The sequence below is a fragment of the Alphaproteobacteria bacterium 33-17 genome (assembly GCA_001897445.1).
GTDB lineage: Bacteria > Pseudomonadota > Alphaproteobacteria > Rickettsiales > 33-17 > 33-17.
This window is the reverse complement of sequence record MKSX01000016.1, coordinates 1-24156: the sequence shown is the minus strand read 5'-3', so window position 1 is coordinate 24156 and position 24156 is coordinate 1. Positions and strand designations below refer to the sequence as shown.

Genomic DNA, 24156 nt, shown 5'->3' with positions numbered 1-24156 from the left:
TTAAAAGGAGCCATTAAAATAGCCCCTTATATTATTAAAATTAAAGATCAAATAATAATCTTTCAGGATTTTCGATGCATTCTTTAATACGCACTAAGAATGTTACAGCCTCTTTACCGTCAACAATTCTATGATCGTACGAAAGCGCAAGATACATCATAGGTCTGATTTCTACCTTACCATTTACTGCAACAGGTCTTTCCATGGTTTTATGCATGCCTAAGATACCTGATTGCGGAGGGTTGATAATTGGTGTAGATAAAAGCGAGCCGTAAACACCACCGTTAGACACGCTGAATGTACCACCGCTCAAATCTGACATTGTAAGTTTGCCTTCACGAGCTTTTTTGCCGTATGCTACAATTTCCTTTTCGATATCAGCAAATGATTTTTTATCAGCATCACGAACGATAGGAACTACTAAACCTTGTTCAGTACCTACTGCAACACCAATATCACAGTAATTTTTATAAACAATCTCGTCACCATCAATCTCCGCATTTACTGCTGGAATTTCTTTTAGTGCGGCTACTGCAGCTTTTACAAAGAATGACATGAAACCAAGTTTCACACCGTGTTTTTTCTCGAATGAATCTTTGTAAAGATTACGCATAGCCATGATGTTTGACATATCAACTTCGTTAAAAGTTGTAAGAATTGCAGCCGTATTTTGTGACTCTTTAAGCCTTTCAGCAATACGCTTACGAAGCCTTGTCATTTTCACACGTTCTTCACTTCTTGTAGAACTTTGAGCGCTACTATTTGAAGCTGGATTTTCAAGAGCATTTATAACGTCACCTTTTAAAATACGTCCATCTTTACCAGTACCAGGTACGTTTGATGCCGCTAAGCCATTTTCAGCCATCATTTTACGAGCAGAAGGCATTACATTATCTGAAATACCAACTGTAACATTAGGTGCTGCCGCCACTGCTGAAACTGCAGTTGGTGCTGGAGCTGGGCTTGCTGATGCGACCGCACCTTCTTTCAATTTACCAAGAACAGTACCTACTGTAACACTGCTACCAGTATCAAAGCTAATTGCCTCAAGAACTCCTGATGTCGATGCTGTTACTTCTAAGGTAACTTTATCTGTTTCTAACTCTACTAATAAATCGTCAACTTTAACACTGTCACCAACTTTTTTTGACCATTTGCCAACTGTTGCTTCAGTTACTGATTCACCAAGTGGTGGAACCTTAATTTCTACAGTCATTTCATTACCTCTTAACTTTCAAAAACTGCTTTTATAATTTCTTGTACTTCACGATTATGGATTTTACCATAACCTGTTGCAGGAGAAGCTGCCTCTTTTCTACCGATATAGCCAACCATTTGACCCAATAAATCAAATAATTTAAGCGCAATAAAACTGTAAGCGCCCATATTCTTTGGCTCTTCTTGCGCCCAGAAAATTTTAGCCTTCTCAAACTTTTCCAGAACCTCTAAAATCTGATCGCTTGGTAATGGATAAAGCTGTTCAAGCCTAATAAGCGCAATAGATGTATCACCACGTTTTTCCCTTTCTTCATAAAGGTCGTAGTACACTTTACCTGTACAGAAAATCACTTTTTTGACTTTCTTAGGATCTATAACTTTACTTACCTCTCCAATAACAGGTTTAAAGCTTGTACCCTCACCCATTTCAGCTAAATCTGACACTACTAATTTATGACGTAGTAATGACTTAGGCGACATCATAACTAATGGCTTTCTAAAGTCGTTTACAATTTGTCTTCTAAGAATGTGGAAATATGAAGCAGGTGTTGTACAGTTTGCAACTTGCATATTATCTTCCGCGCAAAGCTGCAGGAACCTTTCAAATCTTGCCGAGCTGTGTTCTGGACCTTGACCTTCATAACCATGCGGTAATAAAAGCACTAAGCCATTCATTCTAAGCCATTTGCGTTCTGCTGAAGCAAGATACTGATCTATAATAATTTGAGCGCCATTTGCGAAGTCACCAAACTGACCTTCCCAAAGCACTAATGCATTTGGATTACCTAGAGCATAACCATATTCATAACCCATTACTGCATATTCTGAAAGCGCACTGTCGATAACTTCATATTTTGCTTGTTTGTCAGCTAAGTTATTAAGCGGCTCGTATTTTGCTGCAGTTTTTTGATCATGGAAAACTGAATGTCTGTGCGAAAATGTACCGCGACCAGCATCTTGTCCACTAAGTCTTACTGGGTGATTATTAACTAAAAGAGAACCAAAAGCTAAGCTCTCTGCTGTTGCCCAGTCAATACCTGAACCTGTTTCAAACATTTTTTTCTTTTGATCTAACTGGCGTGCAATTTTGCTATTAATTTCAAAGCCTTGCGGAACAAATGTTAGCTTTTCACCAATTTTCTTAAGTGATTCAATATTTACACCGGTATTAGGCTCTTGTCTTTCAATTGATGGCAGCTTAAACTTAGACCATTTACCTTCTAACCAATCACCTTTGTTCGGTTTATAAGTTTTTGAAGCATCAAGTTCGCTATCTAAGAACTTACGGAAAGCTTCCTTATAACCACTAGCTTCCTCTTCTGTAATAGAGCCGCTATTCACAGCATATTCCTTATACTTAAAGGTTACACCAGGATGAGCAGATACTTTATGGTACATAAGCGGCTGAGTAAAATTCGGCTCATCCGATTCATTATGTCCATGCAGCCTAAAGCATACAAGATTCATTACAGTATCTTTTTTGAATGTCTGCCTGTATTCAGCCATCAGTCTTGCAACTTTTGTAACAGCTTCAGGATCATCACCATTTACGTGAAAAATTGGTACAGATACAGCTTTAAAAAATTCTGTTGGATACCTTGAGGTTCTACCGTTCCATGGGTTCGCAGTAAAACCAACCTGATTGTTAACAACAACATGGAGTGTTCCTTTGACTTCATAGCCTGGAACGTCACCTATCATAATACTTTCAATTACTACGCCCTGACCAATAACAGCTGCATCACCATGAATTAGAATAGAACCAATAGATTCAGGCTGTTTGCCTTCTAATATTGCCTCTGTTTGCTCAGCTCTTACCTTACCCATTACAACAGGATTAACTGTCTCTAAGTGTGATGGGTTTGGCACCATAGTTACAGAAATTTTATTGTTTTTTGAAGTCGTTTTAATAGATGAATAACCAAGGTGATATTTTACGTCACCAGAAAAACCCATTTCTTCTGGAAATGCTAAATTACCCTGAAATTCTGATAACATTGCTACATAAGGTTTGCCAAGAATTTTAGTAAGGTTATTAAGCCTACCGCGGTGCGCCATACCCATAATTATACGTGATACACCAAGCTCTGCTGACTTTTCAATCATTTGCTCAACAGCAACAAGAGATGATTCACCACCTTCTACAGAGAAACGTTTAGCACCAGGGAATCTTAAATGCAAAAACTGCTCAAAACCTTCTGTTTCAGTAAGAGTTCTAAGAATATGCTTACGATCATTTGCATTAATCTGGTTTATAAATTCGCCTGATTCTAATTTATCGTAAAGCCATTGTCTTTCATTAGGATCACGAATTTGCTGTATTTCAGCACCAAATGTTGATGAATATACTGACAATAAGAAATTATATAAACCCGCAACTTTAACTTTAGTAATTCCGTTTACATAGTTTTTAATATCAACTTCCATTTCAGCTTCGCTAGCAGAAAAACCAAAATTAATCAAACCTAAACCAATTTCTTCAGGTGTTGGAACACGTTCGATTCCTAATGGATCAAGCTTTGAAAGTAAGTGACCTTTATCCCTGATACTATCGATCATTTTGACCGCTTTTAATAATAAAACAGCAGAAATATCCGCTGTTTTACCTTTTTCCGCAGTCTTAGCTACTTCTTCTTTTACCTTAGTAATCGTAACATTACGAGGACACCATTTGGGACCATTTAGTAAAGATTTCACCTGATCTTTACTATCACCAAAGTCTTTAAAGAAACTTTGCCAGGAACTATCAACGCTATTCGGATTTTCCAAATATCTTTCATAAAGTTCTTCAACAAAAACTGTATTACCACCGAATAGGTGTGTATTACCCTTTAGCTGTGACATTGTATTTTGCTCCTATGCTTTGCCAAGTAGTTGTGCCATGGTAAGACCTATAGTTGCCGGAGATTCAGAAACTCTGATTCCTGCGCTACGCATCATTTCCATTTTGTCATCAGCACCACCTTTGCCGCCAGAAATAATAGCGCCAGCATGACCCATTCTTCTACCAGGAGGAGCTGTTCTACCTGCAACAAAGCCAACCATAGGCTTTTTAATTTTTGAATCTTTTACAAACTGAGCTGCATCTTCTTCCGCATTACCACCAATCTCACCGATCATAATAATTGCATCTGTTTCATCATCTTTAAGGAACATATCAATTACGTCCACAAAGTTTGTACCGTTGATTGGATCGCCACCAATACCAACGCATGAAGACTGACCTAAACCTAATGCTGTTGTTTGTGCTACAGACTCATATGTAAGTGTACCAGAACGAGATACGATACCAATTCTACCTTTTTTATGAATGTGACCTGGCATAATACCAATCTTACATTCATCAGGAGTAATAACCCCCGGACAGTTAGGTCCTACAAGTCTTGTTCTAGACCCTTTTAATGCTCTTTTGACAGTCATCATATCGAGAACAGGAATACCTTCTGTAATACAAATTACAAGCTCGATACCCGCATCAATCGCTTCTAAAATAGAGTCAGCAGCAAATGCAGGCGGAACATAAATTACTGAAGCATTGGCGCCTGTTGTATGTACAGCTTCATCTACTGTATTAAATACTGGAAGATTAATATGTGTTGTGCCGCCTTTACCTGGAGTAACACCACCTACCATTTTTGTACCATATGCTACAGCTTGCTCAGAGTGGAATGTACCTTGAGAACCTGTAAAACCCTGGCAAATCACTTTTGTGTTTTTATTTACTAATATACTCATGATTAAACCTTCTTAACTTCACTTACAATTTTTTCCGCAGCATCTGCAAGATCGTTAGCAGGAACAATCTTTAAACCTGAATTCGCTAAAATTTCTTTACCTAGATCTACGTTAGTACCAGCAAGTCTTACAACAAGCGGCACACTTAATGATACTTCTTTCGCAGCCGCAATTACACCTTCTGCAATAACGTCACAGCGCATAATTCCGCCGAAAATGTTAATCAGAATACCTTTTACGTTTTTGTCTGAAAGAATAATTTTGAATGCTTCACATACTTTTTCTTTGTTAGCACCACCACCAACGTCTAAGAAGTTAGCTGGTTCACCACCATAAAGTTTAATAATATCCATAGTAGACATCGCAAGACCTGCGCCATTGACCATGCATCCGATATTACCATCCATTTTAATATAGCTAAGACCACTTGATGCCGCTCTTCTTTCTAATGGTTCTTCTTCATCTTCATCACGCATTGCCTGAATATCAGCATGCTTGAATAAAGCATTATCATCTAAGTTAAATTTAGCATCAAGTGCTACAAACTCATCTTTCTCATTAGTAATTAGTGGGTTGATTTCTACTTGCGAAGCATCAGTTGCTAAGAAAGCTTTGTAAAGTTTTTCCACGAACTGACCAAATTTTTTCGCCTGCTCACCTGTAAAACCCATAGCGAAAGCAAGCTTTCTTAAATGGAACGGCTGAATATGCGATACTGGATCAACTGTAACTCTCACAATTTTTTCAGGATGTTTTTCAGCAACTTCTTCAATATCAACACCACCTTCTGTTGATGCCATAATAGTAACGGCTGATGTTGCACGGTCTACTACTAAACTAATGTAGTATTCCTTTTTAATGTCAGATCCTTCTTCAACGTAAATACGTCTTACAACCTGACCATTAGGACCTGTTTGATGTGTAACTAAAGTAATGCCAAGCATTTTTGATGCAAGATCTTTAACTTCTGCAGGGCTTTTTGCAAGTTTAACACCACCTGCCTTACCTCTACCACCAGCGTGGATCTGAGCTTTTACAACATAAAGCTTACCATCTGTTAGCTTTGATACTACTGGGTCGATATCAGCGGCGCTCAAAATTAGACCGCCCTGGTTATTTACAGGAACCCCAAACTTACGCAAAAGTTCCTTTGCTTGATATTCATGTATATTCATACTAGATTTCACCTATTAGTTTTTATAATTTTATACTGGAAATTAAGCTTCTTACAGCATCAGCTGATTTAGCAAATTCTTGTTTTTCTTGTTCGTTGAGTTCAATTTCAACAATCTTTTCAACACCGTTTTTGCCAATAACTACAGGCACGCCAACATATAAGTCTTTAACGCCGTATTCACCATTAAGGCTTGCAGCGCAAGGAAGAACTCTTCTTTGGTCATAAATGTAGCTTTCAGCCATTTCAATAGCAGAAGCAGCAGGAGCATAGAACGCAGAACCTGTTTTTAATAGCCCTACGATTTCAGCACCACCATCTCTGGTTCTTTGAACGATTGCGTTGATTTTTTCTTCGGAACTCCAGCCCATTTTAATGAGATCAGGTACTGGGATACCAGAAACTGTAGAATATCTTACGAGCGGAACCATTGTGTCACCATGGCCACCAAGCACGAAAGCATTTACATCTTTTACTGAAACTTTGAATTCTTCGGCTAAAAAGTGCTTGAATCTTCCTGAGTCAAGAACACCCGCCATACCAATAACTTTATTTGTAGGAAGACCACTTGCTTGCTGAAGTACCCACACCATAGCATCTAGAGGATTTGTGATCACAATAACAAAAGCATTTGGCGCATATTTTTTGATATTCTCACCAACTGTTTTCATTACGCCTGTATTAATATTTACCAGATCGTCTCTGCTCATACCAGGTTTACGTGGTACGCCCGCAGTTACAATGATAACATCACTATTTGCAATTTGCGCATAATCATTAGTACCAGCATAAGATACTGTAATCCCCTCAACTGCACAGCTTTGCGCAATATCAAGTGACTTACCTTGCGGTAGTCCTTCGGCAATATCAAAAAGCACAACGTCACCTAATTTTTTAAGTGCGATTAAGTGTGCAAGCGTACCACCAATGTTACCACCACCAATTAAAGCAAATTTTTTACGACCTGACGTAACTGACATAAATACTCCCCCCAGTTTTTATTTATGAATTCATTGAATCAAAGAATTCCCCGTTGTTTTTTGTTGGCTTAAGTTTATCGATTAAGAATTCCATAGCGTCTACCGTACCCATAGGCATGATAATTTTTCTTAGAACCCACATCTTCTGTAATATATTTTTATCAAATAGTAAATCTTCTTTACGTGTGCCTGATCTAATAATATCAAGCGCAGGGAAGATTCTTCTATCTGCAACTTTTCTTTCAAGAATGATTTCTGAGTTACCAGTTCCTTTGAATTCCTCAAAGATAACCTCGTCCATTCTTGAACCAGTTTCTACAAGTGCTGTTGCAATAATTGTGAGAGACCCGCCCTCTTCAATATTTCTTGCAGCACCGAAGAATCTTTTTGGACGTTGAAGTGCATTAGCATCCACACCACCTGTTAATACCTTACCTGACGAAGGAACAACCGTGTTATAAGCTCTCGCAAGCCTTGTGATAGAGTCCAATAAAATTACAACGTCTTTTTTGTTTTCAACTAATCTTTTTGCCTTTTCAATAACCATTTCAGCAAGTTGTACGTGGCGTGTTGCAGGCTCATCAAATGTTGAGCTTACCACTTCACCTTTTACTGAACGAGCCATATCAGTTACTTCTTCTGGTCTTTCATCAATAAGAAGAACAATTAAATACACTTCAGGATGGTTTTTTGTAATAGCATGCGCAATGTTTTGCATAAGCATTGTTTTACCTGTTCTAGGAGGCGCAACAATAAGCGCACGCTGACCTTTACCAAGTGGACATACAAGATCAATAACCCTTGTGCTTAAATCTTTACTATCACCAGTGTCATTCTCAAGCATTAATCTTTCGTTTGGATAAAGCGGAGTAAGGTTATCAAAATTCACTCTATGACGAATTGTCTCGGGAGCTGCAAAATTTACTTCTGTTACTCTAACTAAAGCAAAGTATCTTTCACCATGTTTAGGAGCGCGAATTTGACCCTCAATTGAATCACCTGTACGAAGACCAAAACGTTTAATTTGATTTGGCGATACATAAATATCGTCAGGACCTGCTAAATAGTTAGCTTCTGGTGAACGAAGGAAGCCAAAACCATCTGGTAAAACCTCTAAAACACCGTCACCGATAATTGCCCCACCTTTTTCGGCAATCTTTTTTAAAATCGCAAATATTAAGTCTTGTTTTAGCATTGCACTGGTATTTTCTATACCATAAGAATCTGCAATAGAGGCAAGCTCTAAAGGATTTTTCTTTTTTAAATCTTTTAAATAAATAGTTTCTACTTCGTGAGCCTGAACCTGTGTATTTTCTGATTCATCACTACTTAAGTTTTGTGTTTCTGTCATCTGTTTTATTATCGCGTTAGAATTGTTTGAAATATATAAGATCTTTGGGAATGATGAATAAACTCTAGAGTTTTTTACTCCTATTGTCAATTATTCTTTATTAAAACGGCTTCAGAACTACTAGCATCACTATCAAAATCATTAATACTGTAGGCACTTCATTTAACATTCTAAAAAACTTCTCAGATTTTTTGTTTACACCTTTCTCAAAATCTTTACGATATTTCGCAAGCATTCCATGGCATCCTGCCATAATTAGCACTAAGGTTACCTTAGCATGGAACCATCCGCCTAAAGACTCTAAACCTAAAATATACATTAGCATTATACCAAAAATAAATGTCGCAATCATTGCAGGGTTCATTATAACTCTTAGCAGTTTCCTTTCCATAGTCTGAAATAACTGATCAGTTTCAGATCCACTCTGATATTTTGTATGATAAACATAAAGCCTTGGAAGGTAGAACATTCCAGCCATCCACGCTGTAAAAGAAATTATATGCAAAGCTTTAATTAATAAGTAATATTCTGCCATGTTATTTCCTTAGTTTCCAACCTGTTGCTAAAATCACATAAACAAATATCCAAAGCGATATACATAAAGCTAATAAAAATATTGCACCACTTTCAATGCTAGCTTCTGAATAACCTGTAATTGAATATCTAATGCCGTCAACCATATAAAAGAATGGATTAAAGTCAACAAGATATTTCCAGTAACCTTCTAAGTTATGCGCTGAATAAAATGTGCCTGATAAAAATGATAAAGGCGTTACAACGTAATTTGTGATTGCAGCCATGTCATCGAATCTTCTGGAATATATACCGGCAAAAGTTCCAATAAGACCACAAATTAAAGAACTTACTAATATATAGTATGCAAATAAAAATATATCATGTATATGAAGTGGTGCAAGTAAACTAAATACAGCTAAGCTTAAAACCGATATTAAAGCACACCTAAAAAATGAAGCGGCATTAATACAAAAAATTATTTGGTTACTGGTAAAGGGCGGAATTAAATAATCAATAATAGCCCCATTTACTTTACTAATAAGTATAGTAGAAGAGCTATTGGCAAACGAGTTTTGAATGACAGACATTGCAATAAGACCCGCAGCTACAAAAGTTTCATAATGCAAATGCGCAATTTTAGGAACTGATTTTGAAATTGATAGTGCAAATATATGATAAAACAATAAAGCTGAAACTAACGGTGAAATTATTGTCTGATGATAAACCCTTAAAAACCTCTTAGTTTCCTTAGATAACAATGTTTTATAAGATGAAATTTTTCTGTATAGCACTTAAATACCGTTTTTAACTAAATATATGTGCCATGATTAAATTGAAATACAAGGAAAAAAGCAAATAGTTTTTTATTTAGTTTATTTAATATCTCATAAATGTTAAAATAGTAGTTATACATAAAACTTATATTAGGGAGGTAAGTTATGAGTAATTTATTTGAACGTATTGGTGGTGTTAATGCTGTAAACACAGCAGTTGATATTTTTTATCGTAAAGTTTTAAATGATAATACCATAAACCATTTTTTCAAAAACATAGATATGGAAAAGCAAATTGCTAAACAGAAAAGCTTTTTAACATATGCATTTGGTGGTCCTAATAATTATACTGGCAAAGATATGCGTGAAGGTCATAAACATATGAAATTAACAGATGCTCATTTCGATAGCGTTGTTGGTCATTTGGCATCTACATTACAAGAATTAGGCGTTGCCGCTAATGACATCAGCGAAGTTGCTAAAATTGCAGAAAGCGTAAGAAGCGATGTTTTAAATAAATAACATGCCTAAAATTAAATATAATCAAGCATTTATTGAAGTAGCTGAAGATAGTATATTACTTGATAGCTTACTATCTTCCGGCAACTCTATTCCATATTCCTGCAGAAGCGGAACTTGCCAGTCTTGCCTTATGAAGTCTGAAAGCAAAAATTTACCAACCAAATCACAGGAAGGACTACATCCAAACCAGAAAATACAAGGTTATTTACTTGCATGTCAACATCAGGTTACTGAAGATATCGAGGTATGCATGCCTAGTGATGCAGGACTTGATATATTTTGTAATATTCATAGCTTAAAACTACTAAATGATAATGTGATGCAGGTAACTTTAAAACCTCAAAAACCTTTAACTGCAGAACCTGGTCAATATATTAATCTTATTTATAATAATTCGTTGGCGCGTTCTTATTCCATTGCAAGCATACATGATGATCTTATTGAGTTACATGTAAAAAATGTGAAAAATGGTCGCATGAGTAATATTTTATTTAACTACGCTAAAGTTGGTCATGAATTTATGTTACGCGGTCCTATTGGTAATTGTTTTTATAGCAATCAACACCATAATAATACAATTATTTTAGCAGGAACTGGTACAGGACTTGCACCTCTTTGGGGAATTTTAAATAAAGCATTAGAAAGCAACCATATAGGTGATATATATTTATTTCAGGGCGGTAGGAATCTTAATGATCTATATTTTGTTAAAGAACTAGAAAATTTAAACGCAAAACACAATAATTTCAAATATATTAAATGCTTACTTGATGAAAATAATCCTCTTGAGCATAATATTGAAAAAACTATTAACTTATTTACCAATAAGTCAGGTATTTACGCATTTTTTTGCGGAAACCCAGCAATCGTAAGCAGCCTAAAACAAACAATTTTCTTGGCAGGAGTCTCATCTTCCAAAATTGCAAGCGATGCATTTATAATGTCTAAATAATATAACAAAATTTATTCAGCGCTAATTAAATTTCTCATTTTTTCAAGCGCTTTTGCTTCGATTTGTCTTACTCTTTCTGTAGATACACCTAAAGTCTTAGATATTTGCTCAAGAGTCATAGCACTTTCAGTCATATACCTATTACGTATTACTTCCTGCTCTCTTTCATTAAGAGTACTAAAAGCAGATGTAAGCTGCTGATTTTTATAATTTTTTTCATCTTTAGCTATGATCATATTTTCATGATTAGCAGATGGGTCTGGCAATAAATCAATAGCCTCCATAGACTTATCTTCACCAACAAGTGTATGAAGTGATGCATCTGATTTATTCATACGCATGTCCATTTCACGGACTTCATCACTAGTAACGTCTAGCCTGCTTGCAATTTCATCAATTTCAGCATTAGTTAAAAAGCCACTTTCTGCTTTGCTAATAACCGATTTTACCTTTCTTAAGCTAAAGAATAGCTTTTTTTGAGCGGTTGTAGTACCGATTTTTACTAATGACCAGCTTTTTAAAATGTATTCCTGAATAGACGCTTTAATCCACCAAGTTGCATAAGTCGAAAGTCTAAAACCAAGTTGCGGGTTAAACTTTTTAACAGCATGCATAAGCCCTATATTACCTTCTGATATCATATCGATAATGGGCAGACCATAGCCGCGATATCCGAAAGCAATCTTTGCAACAAGCTTTAAATGACTCATTACAAGCTTTTGTGCAGCTTCAACGTCTTTTTCTTCGTTCATTTTTCTTGCAAGTTCTTGCTCTAATTCCTGATCTAGAGTAGGAATTGACTTAATTCTGTCAAGGTAGCTACTTAAACTTGCTTGATCTACTGGTGAATTAGATATAATCAGAGACATATTTTCTTTCCTCTTTTTCCTGTATATATTATAATAACTTGTTTAGAATTTCTCAAGCCCTATAGTGTAAAAAATTTAAAAAAAACTTAAATGACTGATGAAAATTGGAAGGATTTTACTAAATCCGTAAAAAAAATTAATAAAAAACCAAAAGTTTCAAAGACTTATGCTACTTCTAATAAAGTAAGAACAAGCAAAATACAAGAGATTACTTTAGATGAATTTGGCATTTTGTTCGATAAAACAATAAGTTATACAAAAAAACAGGCTAAAAAATTACGCAAAAGAGATGTTGAACGCACAATAGATCTTCATGGGCAAACTACAGAGCAAGCATTTTTGACTTTAAAATCGTTTTTAATTGATGCCAGTACTAGTGGTGTTAAATGCGTTATAGCAATTTGTGGCAAAGGCATGAATGAGAAATTCGAATTTAAAGGAAAAATTAAGCAAAATATAGAACACTGGTTAGAAGGCTTTAAAAAATCAGGTATTATAACAAACTATATTACAGCAGAAAGAAGCCTTGGTGGTGAAGGCGCATATAGAATATACATCAAGTCCAAACTTATTTAAAAATACCATATTTTTCAAAAACTTATTGCCTAAAATAGACAAAATTTACTATAATCTTTTTATGAGATTTACTTATGAGTAATATTTATGAAACAGAAAATAAAAGTAGGTTGGCAAGAGTGGGTGAGTCTTGAAAATTTAGGGATACCACGCATAAAAGTAAAAGTAGATACAGGTGCTACAACCTCTTCTATCGGCACTAAAACTATCAAAGAATTTGAACAAAATGGGGAAACCTGGGTAAAATTCAACGTAAAGCCAATTCAGGGATCAAAAATAAAAGTAAGCTGTGAAGCTAAGGTTGTAGATAAACGTACAGTCTCTGACTCTGGCGGACATAAAAGCCTTAGATATGTAGTGAGAACTCATTTAACAATTGGTAACAAAAGCTGGCCAATAGAAATAACTTTAGCAGACCGTACTAAAATGAAGTACCAGATGTTACTAGGAAGACAAGCAATGAAGGGAAGAATTTTAGTTGACCCTGGCAAAAGCTTTTTACAAGGCAAAGTAAAGAAAAGTGAAGCACTTGCTGTTTACAGCGATTAATTATTACAATGCGCCACATAATTTTTGTTTACGCTAGTATATTTACTATTCTCTTCTTCAAAACTTCTAAAATCACCTACTAATATCCTGCCATATTTTTCATTTTTTGATACACACATTCTTAAATCTTTATAAAGGTCTAAGTAGGTTTTACTATCACAACTGGAATATTTTTCGAGCAAATCGCTGGCATAAGTTTTAAGTAGATCATAATCTTCAAGTTCTGGCAAATTTCCATACATTTCATTTGTTATATCAATAATTTGCTTGCAGTAATAAAGCTTTTTATTTTTAAAAAACAATTTATAAGAGTATATCAATATTTCTTTTACAGTGTACATTTCCTGTAAATCTTTTGACAAATTTTGTATTTCGGATAACAAACCATTATCAATCATTAAGCTAATTTCCTTCACTCTTCCGAAATGCATATAAAGCCTTACTTCAAAATTTGTACCTATAAAATCATTTGGAAATAATGTTTTTAACTGACCAACAATCTCAAGTGCCTCTTCAAACCTACCATTTTCACTTAAATACATTATTTTCATTCCAAGTGCTTTATAAGAAGCAGTTTTTTGATAATAGGCATCTAGCAATTCATACAATATTGTTTCTTCTGAATTTTTATGTAATCTTTCAAAAAAATGAAAACTGATCTTTTCATTTACGAAAATAAGATTTTGAAAAATTTGTCTGTTTTTTTTAACATATTTCTCTATGTAATTTATTGCCACTTCCTCATGCTCATTATTGATAAGAAACTTTATTAAAACCTCAACTACTTCATATTTAGCATTCTTCGCATTTATATGGTTTCTCATATTTTTTAAAACCACATCTAGAGTTTTTTGGTTTTTAACTCTTTTTAAGTTATTAACTGCTGAAATTATTAATTCTTCACTATTATTTTTAAGAGCGTAATATAAATTATACAAAATTCTATGATCGTTACTAAGTCCTGATGATAAATAATATTTAAATTGATGGAGTTTATAATTATCGAATAATTTATCTATTAATATTACTATATCTATAGCGTTATCTAAATGTCTTGGATAATCAAGACCATCTATTTCACTTGCAAAATTTATAAATTTTGCGCTCATAAGATTTAGATGAGCATATATACTTTTCATAAGATTTGTAGTCTTATACCATTCAAAAGCCTTGAGCAAAAAAGAACTGTCCTTGGAATAAAATGTATAGAGTAAAATTTCACAGAATAATAATGAGTTATATTCAGCAATCTGAGGAATATAATGCTCAAAATACTCTTTAACTAAATTATACTGACCACTTTCAAGGTAATATGAAATTAATTCAGTACGATCAGCAGCTGCCATTGTATCTAGTATCATTATTTTGATGGCTTTAATATCTTGAATATTTGATACAAACTGCTTTTGCCTTATAATATCTAGCATCTGCATTAGAATTAAAGGAACTCTTATACCAATGTACTCATCAGATATTATTATTCCATTTCTATCTAGAATAAATTCTGCGAATTCAATATTTTCATTATATCTTTTAATATCTTTGATACATGCACTGTATGGATCTTGTTGATAAACGAGAACAACTTTTTCTCTGGGTTGCTTCAAATATTGGTCGTATTCTACCATTTTAGCTAGGAAATTTTTTATTATATATGCTAGATGTTCGCAACACTTTTTAAAGTATATCTTATGCCAATTTTGTATTTCTTTATCTGATGCATATTTTTTACCTTCATAATCAATAAACATCACATAAAATAGCATTTTATGAAATTCATTGTAAAAAAATTGACTGTCGTTTTTTAATAAACTCTCAAAATTTAACTCTTCTAAAGTTAGCTGTTTACTTTTAATAAAATATCTGATGATTTCCTGTCTGTTCACTCCCGAATATTTATTGAGAACGTGTAATTGAAGAAATTTTATATTATTAAAATCCATTATAAGGTCATTATTTTTTAAAACACTAAGCATTTGAAGTAATGTTATATCCGCATCTATTTCCAAACTAAAATTTTGAAAAATTCCCAAGCCTTGCTTTTTAAGTACTTTTCTACATATTACTTCGTTTGTTTCAATTTCATTTTTAAAGATTTTATAAGGATCTTCCTTGCATAACTCTGGTTTTTGCTCATAATATTTCACACACTTTATAAAGTCTGTAAACTCTTTATCAATATCTAAAAATGACCCTGTACCTATACTTAAAAACATTAAATGAAATAAACATTCAGGAGAATATCCATATTTTTTAATTAATATTCTAAGATATTCATTTGCTTGTTTAATTAATTCTTTATGAGTAAAATTATGCATAATCACGTTACTATCTGCTTTACCTAAGACAGCCTTAGACGTATTAAGAAGCTTACCAATTGAGTAGATTTTATCATCGTGTTTTAGATTCTTGTCATTTACAATTATACTGAGCATACTTTTAAATTGCGAGCGATCAAAGCTTGATTCCTGATGATTTATATCTTCTTTACTTATATCAAGTAATGCTACAGCTTTTACAAATATAAAGACTTTATCGATATCATGATTTGTAATTTCCCCGTTAATAGCAAAACTATGATGCAGTTCTTGAGACAAGCTATGTGACAGCAATGAATAATCTTTATTATTATTTAGGCGATAAATATAACTATACTCTGTTCCTTTTGACATAGCCTAACCGTAAATTTTTAGTTAATATACAAATATTATTATAACATTAAAAATTAATTTTCTATAATAAATTCACATTGTACAGAATTCTTGTATAATTCCAAAAAGCTGCTATTTTCATTTGATAATCAGAAAATTTATTACATATGAAACAGTTTTTTCTCGAAATTTACATATCTTTCAGATACTTACGCAGCAAACATAAAAGCGGATTTATATCAATAACTTCATCATTTGCAATGCTTGGAATAATTTTAGGTGTGGCTACATTAATTGTAGTAATGTCGGTTATGAATGGTTACCGTGAGGAGCTTACAAGAATTACTCTTGGTGTTTCGGGTCATATAACTGTTAAAAGTACATCCAATGGTATTGTTGATTATCATCAATATTTAAATGATCTCAAAAAAATGCCAGAAGTCAAAGAGATTACCCCTCTTATAGAGCAGCAAGTAATGGTTACTACTAATTCCAAAGCTTCAGGTTCATTAATTCGGGGCATTGAAAATGGCGACCTAAAACGCAAGAATATTATAACAAATAATCTAGTAGATGGAAGTTTATCGGCATATTTGCATGACGATAATGCAGTTATGGTGGGCGAAGGCTTAGCAGGAAACTTAGGTCTAAATGTAGGTGATGATATTAAAGTTGTAACTTCAGGGCTTACTAAAACTGTTATGGGTTCAATTCCGCGCTTTAAAACTATGACAGTTGCGGCAATATTCCGCTCTGGATCATACATGTTTGATAGTGCGCTATTATTTATGCATATGGAGTCTGCACAAAGGCTTTTTTCAATGCCTAATATGATTTCGCAGATTGAGGTTAATATTCATGATCCTTTTCAGTCAACTATGCTTACTAAAGATGTTGCAAATTTGCTAAAACGCAAATTTTACGTGGAAGACTGGCAATATCAAAATGCCCAAATTTTATCAGCTTTAGAAATTGAAAGGGCTGTAATGTTTCTGATTCTCACACTTATTGTAGTGGTAGCAGCATTTAATATTATTTCAAGCCTGTATATGCTTGTTAATGATAAAAAATATGATATCGCCATTCTTCGTACTATTGGAGCATCAAGGTTTACCATTGTCAGAATATTTGTATATATGGGCTTTATACTGGGTGCATTTGGCGTTTTATCAGGTGTTGCTCTTGGAATTGGGTTTGTAAAAAATATTAATACTATCAAAGACTTTTTAGAATCTATAACTTCGGTAAGCCTATTTGACCCTGTAGTTTATTACCTTAATAACTTACCGGCTAAAATTGATTATAACGATGTCAGAAGAATTATATTTATTACCCTCGGACTTAGCATAATTTCAACCTTATTCCCAGCATTTAAAGCATCACAGGTAAACCCTGGGGAGGCATTACGCAATGACTAATATAGCACTTGAACTTCAAAATATATCAAAATCATATATTCAGCCTGGTCTTGAAATTAAAGTTTTAAATAATGTAAATTTATCTATTGAAAAAGGTGAGTTTACAGGCTTAGTTGGTCCTTCTGGGTGTGGTAAAACAACTCTTTTGCAAATTGCAGGACTTCTCGATGATGCAGATTCAGGCGATGTGATTATTGCAGGCTCTAAACTTGAAAAAAATAACGATAAATCAAAGACTTATCTTAGGGGTCATAAAATCGGATTTGTGTATCAGTTTCATAACTTACTTAAAGATTTTTCAGCAATTGAAAATGTTGCAATGCCACTTATTATCAATTTTAATTACTCAAAAAATGACGCATTTACCAAAGCTAAATCTTTGCTAGAAATGCTAGAGCTTCCTCACAGAGCTTCCCACTATCCAAACCAGTTATCTGGGGGTGAGCAGCAAAGGGTAGCTATTGCAAGGGCGTTAATACACAGCCCTGCCCTCATTCTTGCTGATGAACCTACCGGGAACCTTGACCCTGAAACAGCAGATCATGTATTTAAGCTTATGAAAAATACTGTAAAGGAAATGGGTCTTGCGGCTTTAATTGTAACGCATAATAATAGCCTTCTTAGTAGTTTTGATCGCAAATTCCAGATAAAGTTGGGCGAATTTAAACAAATATAGTTTTTTATTGCAAATAGCGCAAAATTTGCTAGAAACATATGGTCTTTTAATTTTATTTAGGCGCAAGAGGCAAACGAAAGAAGTGTAGTAAACCCTACATGATTGAGTAAGCGACGCTGTACACAATTCAAATAAAATAACTATAGTTAAAGTATTTGAATTATGGTACAGGAATGACGAGCGAAGCTGAGTCAAACTTAGGTGAGTGAGGAAATGACGCATACCAGAATTATAAAGACTTAACTATATACTACATGGAGAGGTGGCCGAGCGGTTTAAGGCGCACGCCTGGAAAGCGTGTTTACGTGAAAACGTATCAAGGGTTCGAATCCCTTTCTCTCCGCCAGATTTGACATTTATTAAAGTCCAATAAAGTCCCAAAATCCTTGACATTTAGCACCACTTACCGTAAATTATCGTCCAATATAATTTAATGACGTATAATAACATCCGGGGGCATTTGGGGTCACAAATGGGGGCACAAATTTTCTTGGATAGGAGAAATGCCCCCATGCTGACTGATTCAGCCTGTAAAAATGCGAAACCTAGCGAAAAAGCACGTAAAATTTCTGATGAAAAAGGTCTATATTTAGAAATTATGCCTAATGGCAGCAAGTACTGGCGTTTAAAGTACCGTTTTGCCAGTAAAGAAAAAAGATTAGCTATTGGGGTTTATCCAGAAGTATCTTTAAAAGAAGCGAGAGAAAAAAGAGATCAAGCAAGGAAATTATTATCTGAAAATATAGACCCCTCTTCTGCAAAAAAGGAAGAAAAGCTGAAAAAGTACCTAAATTCAGAGACCACCTTTGAATTAGTGGCAAGGGAATGGCATCAAAAACAGGTAAATGCATGGACTGCAAGACATTCGGAATATGTACTTAGAAGATTAGAAGCAGATATTTTTCCAAAAATTGGATTTAAACCCATCAATAATATAGTAGCTCCTGAATTACTATTAGTGCTAAGAGAAATAGAAAAACGTGGGGCACTTGATATTGCAAAAAGAGCTAGACAAACTTGCGGGCAAATTTTCAGATATGCCGTAGCGACTGGTAAAGCTGAACGAGACATATCAACTGATTTAAAAGGTGCACTACAGAGCCGTAAAAAAACTAATTATGCAAGACTTGATGCAAGAGAACTACCTGAATTTCTAGAAAAAATAGAAGAATATGATGGCGAATATCAAACAAAACTAGCCTTAAAATTATTACTTCTCACCTTTGTTAGAACCATTGAATTAAGGGGTGCAAGATGGGAAGAAATAGATTTTGTAAAAAAAGAATGGCGTATACCTGCTGCAAGAATGAAAATGCGCGAACTTCATATTGTACCTTTATCAAATCAGGCTCTTGATCTTATTGATCAAATTAAACTTATAAATGGAAATAGAGAGTATCTTTTTCCTAATCGCAATAATCCCCTCACCTATATAAGCGAAAACACTCTTTTATACGCTATGTATCGCATGGGTTATCATAGTAGAGCGACACCACATGGCTTCAGAGCTACTGCATCAACAATCTTAAATGAACATGGTTTTAGACCAGATGTTATTGAAAGACAACTTGCACATGCTGAAAGAAATAAAGTTAGAGCAAGTTATAACCACGCTCAATATCTGCCTGAGCGCAGGACAATGATGCAATGGTGGGCAGATTATTTAAGTAAATTGTTTTAAATTATAAAATGAGTAATAAATGCAAAATGAATTCAACAATTCCCTTTCAATTTATAATATAGCTACCTTAATTGCAAAAGAAACTAATAGAAATGATTTTATAAATCATATAGCAGAAGAACTTTTGGGGCGCTTTTTAAATTCTGAGTTTGAATTTGATAGACTGGAAATGAAATCTAGCTCAGATTGTTACCTCAATTTAATTGAAAATGGTGAGAATTTTTTTAATCCAATTATACATGGTGTATTAGTAAATAACTACATAGAAGATATTATAATCTATATTAATAACTGCCTTAATGATAACAAATTCATCCAAAGTTATTTTCCTCAAGCCCTAATTAGTCAATTCGATAAAGTAATAAATTTTAAATATTTCGTGAAGATTCAATTTGAATATTTTCAACAAAGCAAAATATTAATTGAGAGCATAAGCTCAATTACATTAGAAAGTGAAATAAAAAAATTTTTATCTGAATTAACTAAAATTATATACATTTCCAGATCAACTTTTTTTAGTTGGATAAGATTAGAAAGACATATGAAAAAAAGTATTCATAAATATTCCCATAATATTATTTTCCCAAATGAAATTTCTTTTTGGGGGAATCCTTATACGTACTTCCCAAACAATTCATTCAATAAAACTATAAAATATACAGAAAAGGAATACACGTTAAAGGAAGCAATGAGTTACTTTGGAGAGGAACATTTATTAACTGAATTTCACAACTTCATAAATACCAATGAAGATAATGAAAATTTGATAGATAATATAAAAACTCAATTTCAGATAATAGTTAAATATACGAAATATGGAAAAATATCTATAAAAGCATTTATTAACCAATCAAGGAACCCCGTAATATTAAATAAAATACAACTAGAAGGTATAATAAATTCTGGTTCTATTAGTGTTCAAAATTCCTCTGCATCACTTGCAAGATCTATATATTCCAATATTAAAATAATTATTAATCCTACTAAATCAAAATCACAAGGACGCCCTAAAAATAAATACATTAAAATATGGAAAATATTTATTACTGAAATTTTAAAAGGTAACATTTCTGATAGCGAAAATTACTCCATAGAAGAGTATCTAAATATTGCCATAGAATCGTTTAATAAACTTAAAAATAAAGAAAGTCTAAAGCTTATATCACCAAAAGGAAAAATTCATAAATCTATAATTAGAGATGATTTATATAATCTTTTAGTTCGAGATTATCCAAGTTTGAAATGTGGAAAAACTTCTTTAGATACATATATAATAAATCCATTTTGTAAAAAAATTCCAAAAATTAATTTTCATTCTAATATGTAGAGAAACAGCAACACTTGAAAAATTCCAAAAAATAAAAAAATTGATTTTTAATATTTTTTGGAATTTCTTGAATTGATCTACCTTTTAAAAAAACTAATAAATTAAAGTAGGTTTAAAAACCGATTACGTTTATTTAAATTTTATCAAAGGTTATATCCGTGAATAAAAAGCTATTAAAAAATCATTTAGGTTTTATCAGGCTACCTGATGTACTAAAAATGTACCCTGTCAGTAAATCAACTTGGTGGCTGGGTGTTAAGCAAGGCCGCTTTCCTAAATCTGTAAAATTAGGTCCACGCACTACCGCCTGGAAAGTTGAAGATATCATATCTTTAATAGAAAATATTAATTAGGAGGGGTTATGAAAAAATTTAATCTTTCACAAATGAATATTTTTAGCAAAGGAAAATCTAAGTTAGAGCCTCGTATTTACAGCCTCTTACAACAAATACTTCCTCATGGGAAAAAAGTTGGCTCAGAGTATATATCTACTAATCCAACTAGATATGATCAAAAACTAGGATCTTTTAAAATTAATATACACACTGGTAAATGGGCAGATTTTGCAACAAATGATAAAGGCGGAGACATCATATCTTTATATGCTTATATCAAAGGCATAAGTCAAAAACAATCACTTTTAGAATTATTAAAGTTAATAGGAGAAAAACTATGAATGAGATAAAGTTTATATATCATGAAATTCCAAAAAATGCCTTACCATTTCAGAATATCATAGATCAAACAAAACCAGACATAATATATCCCTATACCAACGAAAAAGGCTTTACAGTATTTTATGTTTGTAGGTGGGATTATATAGATTCCTCAAGTGGCAAACCAAAAAAAAGTATTTTACCTTACGTATATGGTCAGCATCTAAACAGCACTGACGCCTGGATGAGTAAATGGCCTGACTTTAAAAGACCTCTCTATAATCTTGAGGAAATTATACGCTGCCCTGAAAAACCTATCTTAATAGTAGAAGGAGAAAAAACTGTTGAAGCTGCAAAACATTTATTTCCTAATTTTATTCCAACAACATCTTCAGGAGGTAGTAATGCAGCCGATAAAACTGATTGGAGTGCTTTAAAAGGAAGAACTGTTTACATAAGCTATGACTGTGATGAGCCAGGAATTAATTACTGTGAAAAAGTTATCGACTTACTATTAAAAGAAAATATTTTGCAAATTTATATTATTAAAACTGAAAAACTAGGAGAACTACAATGCAATTAACAAACAAATTTAATGTAGAAAAAGGATACGATATTGGAAATGCCTTCGCAGCAGGCATTTCCCCAGAAAATATCGCAGCAAACATGGATATTATTAGTATCCAACGTAAACTATCTATAAAAGAAATCAAGCAAATAATTGATAATATCTTTGATGAGCAAGAATTATATACGCTAGCTAACACTATTCTTGATTTAGACTATTTAACAATAACTCAGCAACGAACGATATTGAGAAACATAGCTGTAAGATGTGATTTGTCTTTAGATGAACTTATGTGGAATTGCGAACAAAATGCTACAGATAATCTAAGGGAGTTAAGGAATAAATGGTATCAGATTCTTGGAGATGAGCTAAGTATTTCATTGTATATTATTAATATAATTGGGCAGGATAATATTATTTATACCGATAATTCATTTTATATATTTAATCTCAATAGATGGGAGTCTAAAGAAGACAGAGAAATTAAACAAATAATTATTAGTCAAACTAAGCATTTACGTGTATTAAAAAGCAAAATTGATTCAATCTTGGATATAATGAAATCGAGATTATATAATCAAAACATTAAGTTTAATCAGGATATCTTAGATCTAACTTTCAAAAACTTATATTTAAAATGGGATACAAATAATTTCATATCATCACAACCTACAAAAACTACTTATAACACTATTTATTTTGATATTAATTACGATCCATATGCGACTGCTCCTCGTTTTGAAAAGTTTTTGCAAGAAATCTTCTATTATGATGAAGATAAAGATGATAAAATTAATTTATTATTAGAAATGATAGGATATACGCTGATTAAAGATTGTTTTTTAGAACGTTTTTTTATTCTGGTAGGGTCAGGATGCAATGGCAAATCTGTTTTTCTAAATGTTATAAAAAGTTTATTAGGTAATCGTAATTGTTCTTCTGTATCCATGCAATCATTATCAAATAAATTTCAAAAAGCACAATTAAATGGTAGACTTGCGAATATTGTTGCGGAAATATCTGAAGGAGAAAAACTACCTGATGAAGAAATCAAAGCTTTAAGCTCTGGAGAGATCATGACTATTGAGAAAAAATTTATAAATCCAATAGAATGTAAACCTTTTGCTACATTGATATTTGCTACTAATCATTTACCTTACAATAAAGATTATAGCGATGCTATTTATAGAAGAATAATACCAGTGACATTTAATAGAACATTTAAGCCTGATGAAATAGACCCTAATCTTTCCAAAGAACTTGAATCAGAAATCCCTGGTATATTTAATCTCGTTATTTCTGCTCTAATAAATTTGTTGAGAAGAGAAAGTTTTATTGTACCTGCATCCTCAACAAAAGCTACTGAAGATTGGAAGTTTAATAATGACCATATTAAACAATTTTTAGAGGATTGTTGTAAAGTAGGTGGAGGAATTATTGTATCTAAATTAGTATACGAAAGATACTTAAAGTGGTGTAGTGATAATGGTATAAATACCAAATATAATCGTAATAATTTTACTAACAGATTATATCATTTTGGAGTTAAACCTAAACGAGGTGTTAATGGAGTCAGGATGCTTTCTAATATAATGCTATTAGCAAATCATTCAGAATAAATGACACAAGTGACGCAACTTTTTAATTAAATAAATTATATTATTTTTACTTATGATAAATGTTTATAATATTAGGATTAAAAGTGCGTCACTTGCGTCATTGTGTAAGCATTAAAATTTAGTTAACGGAGGGGAATGTGAGGAAATCTAATAATCCTGCTGGAAGACCAAGGAGTAGATCTGTTATCTCTGAACTCTCCGTAAACATAGGTGACATGCCAGAATTTACAACTTTATCTATACTTGGCTTTAGTAACGAAAAAATACGCAAAATATACGGTTATTCTAACGATACTTTTTATGGCAAGTTATTGAAACAGCCAATAGTACAAAAGCTTTTACAAG

Annotated in this window: 22 protein-coding genes and 1 tRNA gene; 13 read left to right on the top strand and 10 right to left on the bottom strand. The window is 33.1% G+C overall.

Going from position 1 to position 24156, the window contains the following annotated elements:
• Positions 1 to 40: 40 nt before the first annotated feature.
• The 8 genes from BGO27_01010 to BGO27_00975 all read right to left on the bottom strand — a co-directional run bounded on the left by BGO27_01010 (position 41) and on the right by BGO27_00975 (position 9765).
• Positions 41 to 1216, bottom strand: a complete 1176-nt coding sequence (locus BGO27_01010) for a dihydrolipoamide succinyltransferase (protein OJV14054.1) — start codon at positions 1214 to 1216, stop codon at positions 41 to 43.
• Between the two features lie 11 nt (positions 1217 to 1227).
• Entirely contained in the window at positions 1228 to 4062 is a 2835-nt protein-coding gene (locus BGO27_01005) for a 2-oxoglutarate dehydrogenase E1 component (GenBank protein OJV14053.1), read from the bottom strand.
• 12 nt (positions 4063 to 4074) lie between these two features.
• A complete protein-coding gene (locus BGO27_01000; GenBank protein OJV14052.1) occupies positions 4075 to 4953 on the bottom strand; it encodes a succinate--CoA ligase subunit alpha in 879 nt (292 codons plus the stop codon).
• 2 nt (positions 4954 to 4955) lie between these two features.
• Positions 4956 to 6128, bottom strand: a complete 1173-nt coding sequence (locus BGO27_00995; GenBank protein OJV14051.1) for a succinate--CoA ligase subunit beta — start codon at positions 6126 to 6128, stop codon at positions 4956 to 4958.
• A gap of 22 nt (positions 6129 to 6150) precedes the next feature.
• Positions 6151 to 7107 carry a malate dehydrogenase gene (locus BGO27_00990; protein ID OJV14050.1) on the bottom strand — a complete coding sequence of 319 codons (957 nt, stop codon included), beginning with the start codon at positions 7105 to 7107 and terminating at the stop codon, positions 6151 to 6153.
• Positions 7108 to 7129: 22 nt separating this feature from the next.
• A complete protein-coding gene (locus BGO27_00985) occupies positions 7130 to 8386 on the bottom strand; it encodes a transcription termination factor Rho (GenBank protein ID OJV14139.1) in 1257 nt (418 codons plus the stop codon).
• Positions 8387 to 8558: 172 nt separating this feature from the next.
• On the bottom strand, positions 8559 to 8993 hold the full coding sequence (locus BGO27_00980) for a TIGR00701 family protein (GenBank protein OJV14049.1): 435 nt from the start codon (positions 8991 to 8993) through the stop codon (positions 8559 to 8561).
• A gap of 1 nt (position 8994) precedes the next feature.
• Positions 8995 to 9765, bottom strand: a complete 771-nt coding sequence (locus BGO27_00975; protein ID OJV14048.1) for a hypothetical protein — start codon at positions 9763 to 9765, stop codon at positions 8995 to 8997.
• A 147-nt stretch (positions 9766 to 9912) separates the two neighbouring features.
• On the opposite strand from BGO27_00975, the gene BGO27_00970 reads away from it, so the two are divergent.
• Entirely contained in the window at positions 9913 to 10269 is a 357-nt protein-coding gene (locus BGO27_00970; GenBank protein OJV14047.1) for a group 1 truncated hemoglobin, read from the top strand.
• A gap of 1 nt (position 10270) precedes the next feature.
• Positions 10271 to 11221 (top strand): hypothetical protein, encoded by a 951-nt coding sequence (locus BGO27_00965; protein OJV14046.1) that lies wholly within the window; start codon positions 10271 to 10273, stop codon positions 11219 to 11221.
• An 11-nt stretch (positions 11222 to 11232) separates the two neighbouring features.
• Here the strand turns inward: BGO27_00965 and BGO27_00960 are convergent, their stop codons facing one another.
• On the bottom strand, positions 11233 to 12090 hold the full coding sequence (locus BGO27_00960; GenBank protein OJV14045.1) for an RNA polymerase factor sigma-32: 858 nt from the start codon (positions 12088 to 12090) through the stop codon (positions 11233 to 11235).
• 90 nt (positions 12091 to 12180) lie between these two features.
• On the opposite strand from BGO27_00960, the gene BGO27_00955 reads away from it, so the two are divergent.
• Positions 12181 to 12666, top strand: a complete 486-nt coding sequence (locus tag BGO27_00955) for a hypothetical protein (GenBank protein ID OJV14044.1) — start codon at positions 12181 to 12183, stop codon at positions 12664 to 12666.
• 87 nt (positions 12667 to 12753) lie between these two features.
• Positions 12754 to 13215 (top strand): ribosomal protein S6 modification protein, encoded by a 462-nt coding sequence (locus BGO27_00950; GenBank protein OJV14043.1) that lies wholly within the window; start codon positions 12754 to 12756, stop codon positions 13213 to 13215.
• Here BGO27_00950 and BGO27_00945 read toward each other — a convergent pair.
• Entirely contained in the window at positions 13212 to 15887 is a 2676-nt protein-coding gene (locus tag BGO27_00945; protein ID OJV14042.1) for a hypothetical protein, read from the bottom strand. The two genes, BGO27_00950 and BGO27_00945, sit on opposite strands and share 4 nt — an antisense overlap.
• A 146-nt stretch (positions 15888 to 16033) precedes the next feature.
• Between BGO27_00945 and BGO27_00940 the strand changes: the two genes are divergently transcribed.
• From BGO27_00940 to BGO27_00900, 9 genes are all read left to right on the top strand, one after another.
• Positions 16034 to 17284 (top strand): hypothetical protein, encoded by a 1251-nt coding sequence (locus tag BGO27_00940; GenBank protein OJV14041.1) that lies wholly within the window; start codon positions 16034 to 16036, stop codon positions 17282 to 17284.
• The gene (locus BGO27_00935) at positions 17277 to 17960 is read left to right on the top strand and encodes a hypothetical protein (GenBank protein OJV14040.1); all 684 of its coding nucleotides are present in this window, start codon (positions 17277 to 17279) and stop codon (positions 17958 to 17960) included. Before BGO27_00940 ends, BGO27_00935 begins: the two co-directional genes overlap by 8 nt.
• Before the next feature lie 256 nt (positions 17961 to 18216).
• Positions 18217 to 18306, top strand: a tRNA-Ser gene (locus BGO27_00930).
• Positions 18307 to 18471: 165 nt separating this feature from the next.
• Positions 18472 to 19641, top strand: coding sequence for an integrase (locus BGO27_00925; protein ID OJV14138.1), 1170 nt, complete (start codon positions 18472 to 18474; stop codon positions 19639 to 19641).
• A 19-nt stretch (positions 19642 to 19660) separates the two neighbouring features.
• Entirely contained in the window at positions 19661 to 20968 is a 1308-nt protein-coding gene (locus BGO27_00920) for a hypothetical protein (protein ID OJV14039.1), read from the top strand.
• A 158-nt stretch (positions 20969 to 21126) separates the two neighbouring features.
• Positions 21127 to 21321 carry a transcriptional regulator gene (locus BGO27_00915; GenBank protein ID OJV14038.1) on the top strand — a complete coding sequence of 65 codons (195 nt, stop codon included), beginning with the start codon at positions 21127 to 21129 and terminating at the stop codon, positions 21319 to 21321.
• A 32-nt stretch (positions 21322 to 21353) separates the two neighbouring features.
• Positions 21354 to 21644 (top strand): hypothetical protein, encoded by a 291-nt coding sequence (locus tag BGO27_00910; protein ID OJV14137.1) that lies wholly within the window; start codon positions 21354 to 21356, stop codon positions 21642 to 21644.
• Entirely contained in the window at positions 21641 to 22207 is a 567-nt protein-coding gene (locus BGO27_00905; protein OJV14037.1) for a hypothetical protein, read from the top strand. Before BGO27_00910 ends, BGO27_00905 begins: the two co-directional genes overlap by 4 nt.
• Complete coding sequence (locus tag BGO27_00900; GenBank protein OJV14036.1) at positions 22198 to 23811, top strand: hypothetical protein; 1614 nt, start codon at positions 22198 to 22200, stop codon at positions 23809 to 23811. Before BGO27_00905 ends, BGO27_00900 begins: the two co-directional genes overlap by 10 nt.
• The last annotated feature ends 345 nt before the right edge of the window (positions 23812 to 24156 follow it).

Coding starts and splice junctions, on each gene's coding strand:
- BGO27_01005 (OJV14053.1), bottom strand. CDS start 4,062: ATGTCACAGCTAAAGGGTAATACACACCTATTCGGTGGTAATACAGTT.
- BGO27_00920 (OJV14039.1), top strand. CDS start 19,661: ATGCAAAATGAATTCAACAATTCCCTTTCAATTTATAATATAGCTACC.
- BGO27_00990 (OJV14050.1), bottom strand. CDS start 7,107: ATGTCAGTTACGTCAGGTCGTAAAAAATTTGCTTTAATTGGTGGTGGT.
- BGO27_00960 (OJV14045.1), bottom strand. CDS start 12,090: ATGTCTCTGATTATATCTAATTCACCAGTAGATCAAGCAAGTTTAAGT.
- BGO27_01000 (OJV14052.1), bottom strand. CDS start 4,953: ATGAGTATATTAGTAAATAAAAACACAAAAGTGATTTGCCAGGGTTTT.
- BGO27_00925 (OJV14138.1), top strand. CDS start 18,472: ATGCTGACTGATTCAGCCTGTAAAAATGCGAAACCTAGCGAAAAAGCA.
- BGO27_00955 (OJV14044.1), top strand. CDS start 12,181: ATGACTGATGAAAATTGGAAGGATTTTACTAAATCCGTAAAAAAAATT.
- BGO27_00970 (OJV14047.1), top strand. CDS start 9,913: ATGAGTAATTTATTTGAACGTATTGGTGGTGTTAATGCTGTAAACACA.
- BGO27_01010 (OJV14054.1), bottom strand. CDS start 1,216: ATGACTGTAGAAATTAAGGTTCCACCACTTGGTGAATCAGTAACTGAA.
- BGO27_00950 (OJV14043.1), top strand. CDS start 12,754: ATGAAACAGAAAATAAAAGTAGGTTGGCAAGAGTGGGTGAGTCTTGAA.
- BGO27_00995 (OJV14051.1), bottom strand. CDS start 6,128: ATGAATATACATGAATATCAAGCAAAGGAACTTTTGCGTAAGTTTGGG.
- BGO27_00965 (OJV14046.1), top strand. CDS start 10,271: ATGCCTAAAATTAAATATAATCAAGCATTTATTGAAGTAGCTGAAGAT.
- BGO27_00940 (OJV14041.1), top strand. CDS start 16,034: ATGAAACAGTTTTTTCTCGAAATTTACATATCTTTCAGATACTTACGC.
- BGO27_00905 (OJV14037.1), top strand. CDS start 21,641: ATGAATGAGATAAAGTTTATATATCATGAAATTCCAAAAAATGCCTTA.
- BGO27_00910 (OJV14137.1), top strand. CDS start 21,354: ATGAATATTTTTAGCAAAGGAAAATCTAAGTTAGAGCCTCGTATTTAC.
- BGO27_00945 (OJV14042.1), bottom strand. CDS start 15,887: ATGTCAAAAGGAACAGAGTATAGTTATATTTATCGCCTAAATAATAAT.
- BGO27_00935 (OJV14040.1), top strand. CDS start 17,277: ATGACTAATATAGCACTTGAACTTCAAAATATATCAAAATCATATATT.
- BGO27_00980 (OJV14049.1), bottom strand. CDS start 8,993: ATGGCAGAATATTACTTATTAATTAAAGCTTTGCATATAATTTCTTTT.
- BGO27_00900 (OJV14036.1), top strand. CDS start 22,198: ATGCAATTAACAAACAAATTTAATGTAGAAAAAGGATACGATATTGGA.